The following is a 5,307-nucleotide window of genomic DNA, read 5'->3' as shown; positions in this document are numbered from 1 at the left end:
GGGTTCTTCGGCGTGCTGGGCGACGAGCACGCCGAGGCCGGTGGCGTATTCCAAGGCGCGGCGCATGACCAGCGGGTCGGCCACGCAGTTGCCGTCGTCGGAGAACATCCGCACCTGGGCGGCACCAGCGACCATCATGCCCATCTCGGTCAGTTCTTTTCCGGCCAGCCCTACCGTGACCGCGCCGACCGGGTGCACGTCGACCAGGCCGACCTGCTGGCCGCGATGCCAGACGTGGTCGGTGACCACCGGGCTGTCGGCGACCGGGTTGGTGTTGGGCATCGCGAACACGGCCGTGTAGCCGCCCAAAGCCGCTGCTGCCGAGCCGGTTTCGATGTCCTCGGCATATTCTCGGCCCGGTTCACGCAGATGGGTATGCAGGTCGACCAAGCCGGGCAGCAGCACCTGGTCCGTCGCGTCGATGACGACTGAGGCTTTTTCGAGTGCTCCGGTCTCGTGCAGCCCCGCACCGATATCGGCGATCTGGCCGTCGTCGACGAGCACGTCGACGCGCTCGCCCTCACCGTACGGACGAACCCCACGAATCAGCACACTCATGCCGCGGCCCCCCTTTCCGGGGACTCCGCTCCGACAAGGACATGAAACAGCACCGCCATCCGCACGTGCACACCGTTGGAAACCTGTTGCAGCACAGCCGATTGAGACGAATCGGCCACGGATGATGCGATCTCCATACCGCGCAGCATCGGACCGGGATGCAGGACCACGGCGTGGCCGGGCAGCAGCGCTTGGCGCCGGTCAGATAGCCCGTAGAGCACCGAGTACTCGCGCGCGGACGGGAAGAAGCCGCCGTGCATCCGCTCGGCCTGCACCCGCAGCATCAACACCGCGTCGGCGGCGGGCAATTCGGCGTCAAGGTCGTAGGACACGGTGACCGGCCAGTCGGCCACCCCGACCGGCAGCAGCGTCGGCGGCGCGACCAGCACCACCTCGGCGCCCAGCGTGGCCAGCAGATGGGTGTTGGAGCGGGCGACCCGGCTGTGCAGGATGTCGCCGACGATCACGATGCGCCGGCCGTCGATGCCGCCGAGCCGCTGCCGGATGGTCAGCGCGTCCAGCAGCGCCTGGGTGGGGTGTTCGTGGGTGCCGTCGCCGGCGTTGATCACCGAGGGGCCCCCCTGGTCGGTGGCGGTCCAGTCGGCCAACCGGTGCGCGGCACCAGACGCGGGATGGCGGATGATCAGCGCGTCGGCGCCGGCGGCGCGCAGCGTCAGCGCGGTGTCGCGCAGCGATTCGCCTTTGCCCACCGACGATCCCGTCGCACTGACGTTGATCACGTCGGCGCTCATCAGCTTGCCGGCCACTTCGAACGACACCCGGGTGCGAGTGGAGTTCTCGTAGAACATCGTGATGATGGTGCGGCCGCGCAGTGTCGGCAGCTTCTTGACCTCACGGCCGACCAAAGCCTGCGCGAAGCGGTCGGCGTCGTCGAGGATCGCGGTGGCGTCGTCGCGGCTCAGGTCGCCGGCGGCCAGCAGGTGTCGGGTCATCGGGAGATCACCACCCCGTCGCGACCATCATGTTCGCTCAGCAGTACGTGCACACTCTCGCTGCGGGAGGTCGGCACGTTCTTGCCCACGTAGTCGGCGCGCAGCGGCAGCTCGCGGTGGCCGCGGTCGACCAGCACCGCCAGCTGCACGATGCCCGGCCGGCCGATGTCGCGCAGCGCGTCCAGCGCCGAGCGCACCGAGCGCCCGGAGTACAGCACGTCGTCGACCAGGATCACCAGCGCGTCGTCGATGCCGCCGGGCGGAATGTTTGTGGCTTCCAGGGGCCGCGGCGGCTGCATCATCAGGTCGTCGCGGTACAGGGTGATGTCGAGCGCACCGTGGTCGACATCGATACCGGAGAACTCGGCGATGCGGGAGGCCAGCCGCTGGGCCAGCGTCACCCCGCGGGTCGGGATGCCCAGCAGCACCACCCGCGGACCAGGCCGAGCGGTGTCGTCTAACGCGGTCTTCTCGATGATCTGGTGGGCGATACGGGAAATGGTGCGGCCCACGTCGGCCGCCGACATCAATTCCCGGGATTCGCTGCCTAAGCCGGTGTGGCCCACAGCACCCATACGAGACTTGACCTCCTTCTCCGCCTCGCCGGACGGATCGTTAAAGGATGTCGACTGCCCGGCAGCCTAGCATTGCCGGCCCGTCTGGCGATCAAGCGGGCCGCGTGGCGTCCCGAGGAACCGTCTCGCGTTTGCCCAGCGGCATCCGATGTCACTTCTGCGATAGCAAGCTTCTATCAGTACCGACCGACCGTTGTGCCCGCCTCAGAACGAATACCTGGCCTAATCGCTACCGGACGGGCAAACCGTGTACCACCTGTCCGGGAGTCCGTTGGGGATGCGCGGCAGCCTAAGCGCGGCTTGGCTACCCTGGCGAAAATGACAGGCTCTGGATCTTCTGCGTTTCCCCGGCTGGATTTCGACGCGCTCTACCGCGGTGGGAGCCCGGCCGAGGGCATCCCGGCGGCGACGACGCCGCCGTGGGATACCAAGGCGCCCAAGGAAAGCGTCGTCGGCTGGCAAGAGCAAGGCCTGGTGCACGGCGACGTGCTCGACATCGGCTGCGGCCTGGGCGACAACGCGGTCTACCTGGCCCGGCATGGTTTCACCGTCACCGGGCTCGACATCTCGCCCACAGCGCTGATCACCGCCGAGCGCCGCGCCAAAGACGCCGGCGTCGACGTGGCGTTCGCAGTGGCCGACGCCACCACGTTGGAGGGCTACACGGCCGCGTTCGACACCGTCATCGACAGCGGCATGTTTCATTGTCTAGACGAGGACGGCAAACGCCGCTACGCGAAGGCGGTGCACCGGGCCACCCGGCAAGGCGCAACGCTGTTGATGTCGTGTTTTTGCGACGCCAACCCGCCCGACGAAGACCGGCCGCGACCGGTGGTGTCCGAGCAGACGCTGCGTGACGTCCTGGGCGGAGCAGGCTGGGACATCGTGTCACTGGAACCCAATACCGTGCGCCGCGAAGTCGACGGCGCCGAGGTGGAGATGGCGTTCTGGCTCGTCCGAGCGCAGCGGCGCCCACTAACCTGATCCGGGTGAATCTCGACGGCAATCAGGTTTCCATCCGCGAGGCCTGCGACGCCGGGCTGCTTGCCGGCGCGGTTACCGTTGTCTGGCAGCACGGAGAAGTATTGCATGTCAACAAGATTGGCTACCGTGATGTCGACGCCGGGCTGCCGATGCGGCGCGACACCATGTTTCGTATCGCGTCGATGACCAAGCCGGTCACCGTCGCCGCCGCAATGAGCCTGGTCGACGACGGCAAGCTGGCGTTGCGCGACCCGATCACGCGCTGGCTGCCCGAATTCGCCGACATGCGGGTGCTCAACGATGCGAGTGGTCCGCTCGAGCGCACGCATCCGGCGCAGCGGGCCATCCTGGTCGAGGATCTGCTGACCCATACCAGCGGCCTGGCGTACGGCTTCTCGGTCACCGGGCCAATCTCGCGAGCGTATGTTCGGCTGCCGTTCGGGCAGGGCCCGGACGTCTGGCTGGCCGCGCTTGCCGCCTTGCCGCTGGTGCACCAGCCCGGTGAGCGGCTCACCTACAGTCACGCCATCGACGGTGGTTGGCGTCCTGGTGTCGCGCATCGAGGGCAAACCGTTTCATCAGGTGCTCGACGAGCGCATCCTGCAGCCGCTGGGCATGCGCGACACTGGGTTTTTCGTCCCGGCCGAGAAGCGGTCCCGCGTGGCGACCATGTATCGGCTTGACGACGACGACCGGCTTCAGCACGACGCGATGGGTCCGCCGCACGTGTCGCCGCCGGCGTTTCCGAACGCCGGCGGCGGGTTGTGGTCGACCGCCGACGATTATCTGCGGTTCGCCCGGATGCTGTTGCGGGACGGGACGCTGGACGGGGTGCGGGTGCTTTCGGCCGAATCGGCGCGGGCGATGCGCACCGATCGGCTCACCGCCGAGCAAAAGCGGCATCCCTTCCTGGGCTCGCCGTTCTGGATCGGCCGCGGGTTCGGGTTGAACCTGTCGGTTGTGACCGAGCCGGCGAAATCGGCGGCGCTGTTCGGGCCGGGCGGATTGGGGACGTTCAGCTGGCCCGGCGCGTACGGGACGTGGTGGCAGGCAGACCCGTCGGCGGACCTGATCCTGCTGTATCTGGTGCAGAATCTGCCGACCCTGTCTTCGGACGCCGCCGCCGCGGTCGCCGGAAACACCTCCCGCGCCAAACTACAAGCAGTGCAACCGAAATTCGTGCGCCGCACCTACCGCGCGCTGGGGCTGTAGCGCTTGCTCAGGTCCGATCATCGCCTTCGGAGACACTTTCGCGCCGATCTCCAGCGCGCTGGCCACCTCGCGGCTGAGTCGTCGTCGAACACCAGATACCTGGACGGCTTCGTCATGACTGACCCCTACCATGCCTTTACGTATGGCGACTTGATCGAGTCTGCGGCCATAGCCAACTGCGAAGCAAATACCAAGCAGCTGGCGCAGTTTCGCTGCGGTGAGCGCAGTCTCGGCGAGGAGCGCAGTTTCGGCGAGTAAGGCGACTAGTGGCGCAGCATCACTTCCAGGAACCGCTCGCGACGGCCGGCGGCCTGCGGGTTCGGCCGCGAACCCGACAAATGCAAAAACCCGATGCCGGCGGCGAAGGTGGCGTTGGCGCGCATGTCGGCGTCTTCGGGGTCGAAGCCGTCATCGAGGAAGGCCTGCCGCACCGTGGCCACCACCCGTTGGTCTGATTCGCGTACCGCGGCCGCGACCGCCGGCTCCGAGCGCGCCCATTCACGCATCGCGCGCTCGAGCATCCAGTGCCGCGGCCCGACCAACGCGGTCATCATCCGCGACAGCCGCTGCCGCGGCGGGTCCGCCGCGAGGGCATCGAAGAATCCGCGATCCTCGTCACGGACCGCGGCCCAGGTGTCGATAAGCGCGCGCCGGTAGGCCTTCATGTCGCTGAAATGCCAGTAGAAACTGCCTTTGGTCATGCCGAGGCGTCGGCAGAGCCGATCGATGGTCAGCGCCTTGATGCCCTCTTCGGCGAGGATGCGGAAACCGGTCTGGATCCAGTCGTCCACTGTCAGGCGGGAATTAGCCGAGCCGCCTGAAGTCGTCACGATAGGCAAGCGTAGTGACTTCGACGCCAGCAGATTGCCGTAATTGGACACGGATGTCATTGCTCGGCCCGCGCGGGGATCGCCCGACCGGCCCGACGTCGACCTGCCCGACTACGCGGGTTCGTATGTCAGCGCGCGGCGGGCGTAGGCGCGCACGTCGGCGTCGCCACCCTTGAGCGCGATGCTAAGCGCATC

Annotated in this window: 6 protein-coding genes and 1 pseudogene; 3 read left to right on the top strand and 4 right to left on the bottom strand. The window is 67.5% G+C overall.

The genetic code is table 11. The features are described from left to right. The 3 genes from ACFE99_RS22375 to pyrR all read right to left on the bottom strand — a co-directional run. Positions 1-558: amidohydrolase family protein (locus ACFE99_RS22375; protein WP_375488675.1), on the bottom strand; the 558-nt coding region annotated here is incomplete at its 3' end. Further along, positions 555-1,511, bottom strand: a complete 957-nt coding sequence (locus tag ACFE99_RS22370; RefSeq protein ID WP_375488672.1) for an aspartate carbamoyltransferase catalytic subunit — start codon at positions 1,509-1,511, stop codon at positions 555-557. The genes ACFE99_RS22370 and ACFE99_RS22375, both read right to left, overlap by 4 nt. Next, positions 1,508-2,086: a bifunctional pyr operon transcriptional regulator/uracil phosphoribosyltransferase PyrR gene (pyrR, locus tag ACFE99_RS22365; RefSeq protein WP_375488670.1), complete on the bottom strand. Its 579-nt coding sequence runs from the start codon at positions 2,084-2,086 to the stop codon at positions 1,508-1,510. The genes ACFE99_RS22370 and pyrR overlap by 4 nt, the downstream gene beginning before the upstream one ends. A gap of 318 nt (positions 2,087-2,404) precedes the next feature. Between pyrR and ACFE99_RS22360 the strand changes: the two genes are divergently transcribed. The 3 genes and pseudogenes from ACFE99_RS22360 to ACFE99_RS22350 all read left to right on the top strand — a co-directional run bounded on the left by ACFE99_RS22360 (position 2,405) and on the right by ACFE99_RS22350 (position 4,540). Beyond that, complete coding sequence (locus ACFE99_RS22360) at positions 2,405-3,070, top strand: class I SAM-dependent methyltransferase (protein WP_375488668.1); 666 nt, start codon at positions 2,405-2,407, stop codon at positions 3,068-3,070. 5 nt (positions 3,071-3,075) lie between these two features. Further along, a pseudogene (locus ACFE99_RS22355) lies at positions 3,076-4,282 on the top strand (serine hydrolase domain-containing protein). 114 nt (positions 4,283-4,396) lie between these two features. After that, positions 4,397-4,540 carry a hypothetical protein gene (locus ACFE99_RS22350; RefSeq protein WP_375488666.1) on the top strand — a complete coding sequence of 48 codons (144 nt, stop codon included), beginning with the start codon at positions 4,397-4,399 and terminating at the stop codon, positions 4,538-4,540. 5 nt (positions 4,541-4,545) lie between these two features. Here ACFE99_RS22350 and ACFE99_RS22345 read toward each other — a convergent pair whose 3' ends face one another. Beyond that, entirely contained in the window at positions 4,546-5,112 is a 567-nt protein-coding gene (locus ACFE99_RS22345; RefSeq protein WP_375488664.1) for a TetR/AcrR family transcriptional regulator, read from the bottom strand. Positions 5,113-5,307 lie beyond the last annotated feature (195 nt).

This window comes from uncultured Mycobacterium sp., from assembly GCF_964249325.1.
Classification (GTDB): domain Bacteria; phylum Actinomycetota; class Actinomycetes; order Mycobacteriales; family Mycobacteriaceae; genus Mycobacterium.
Note: the sequence above shows the minus strand (reverse complement) of the source record. Positions and strands in the feature narration are given on the sequence as shown.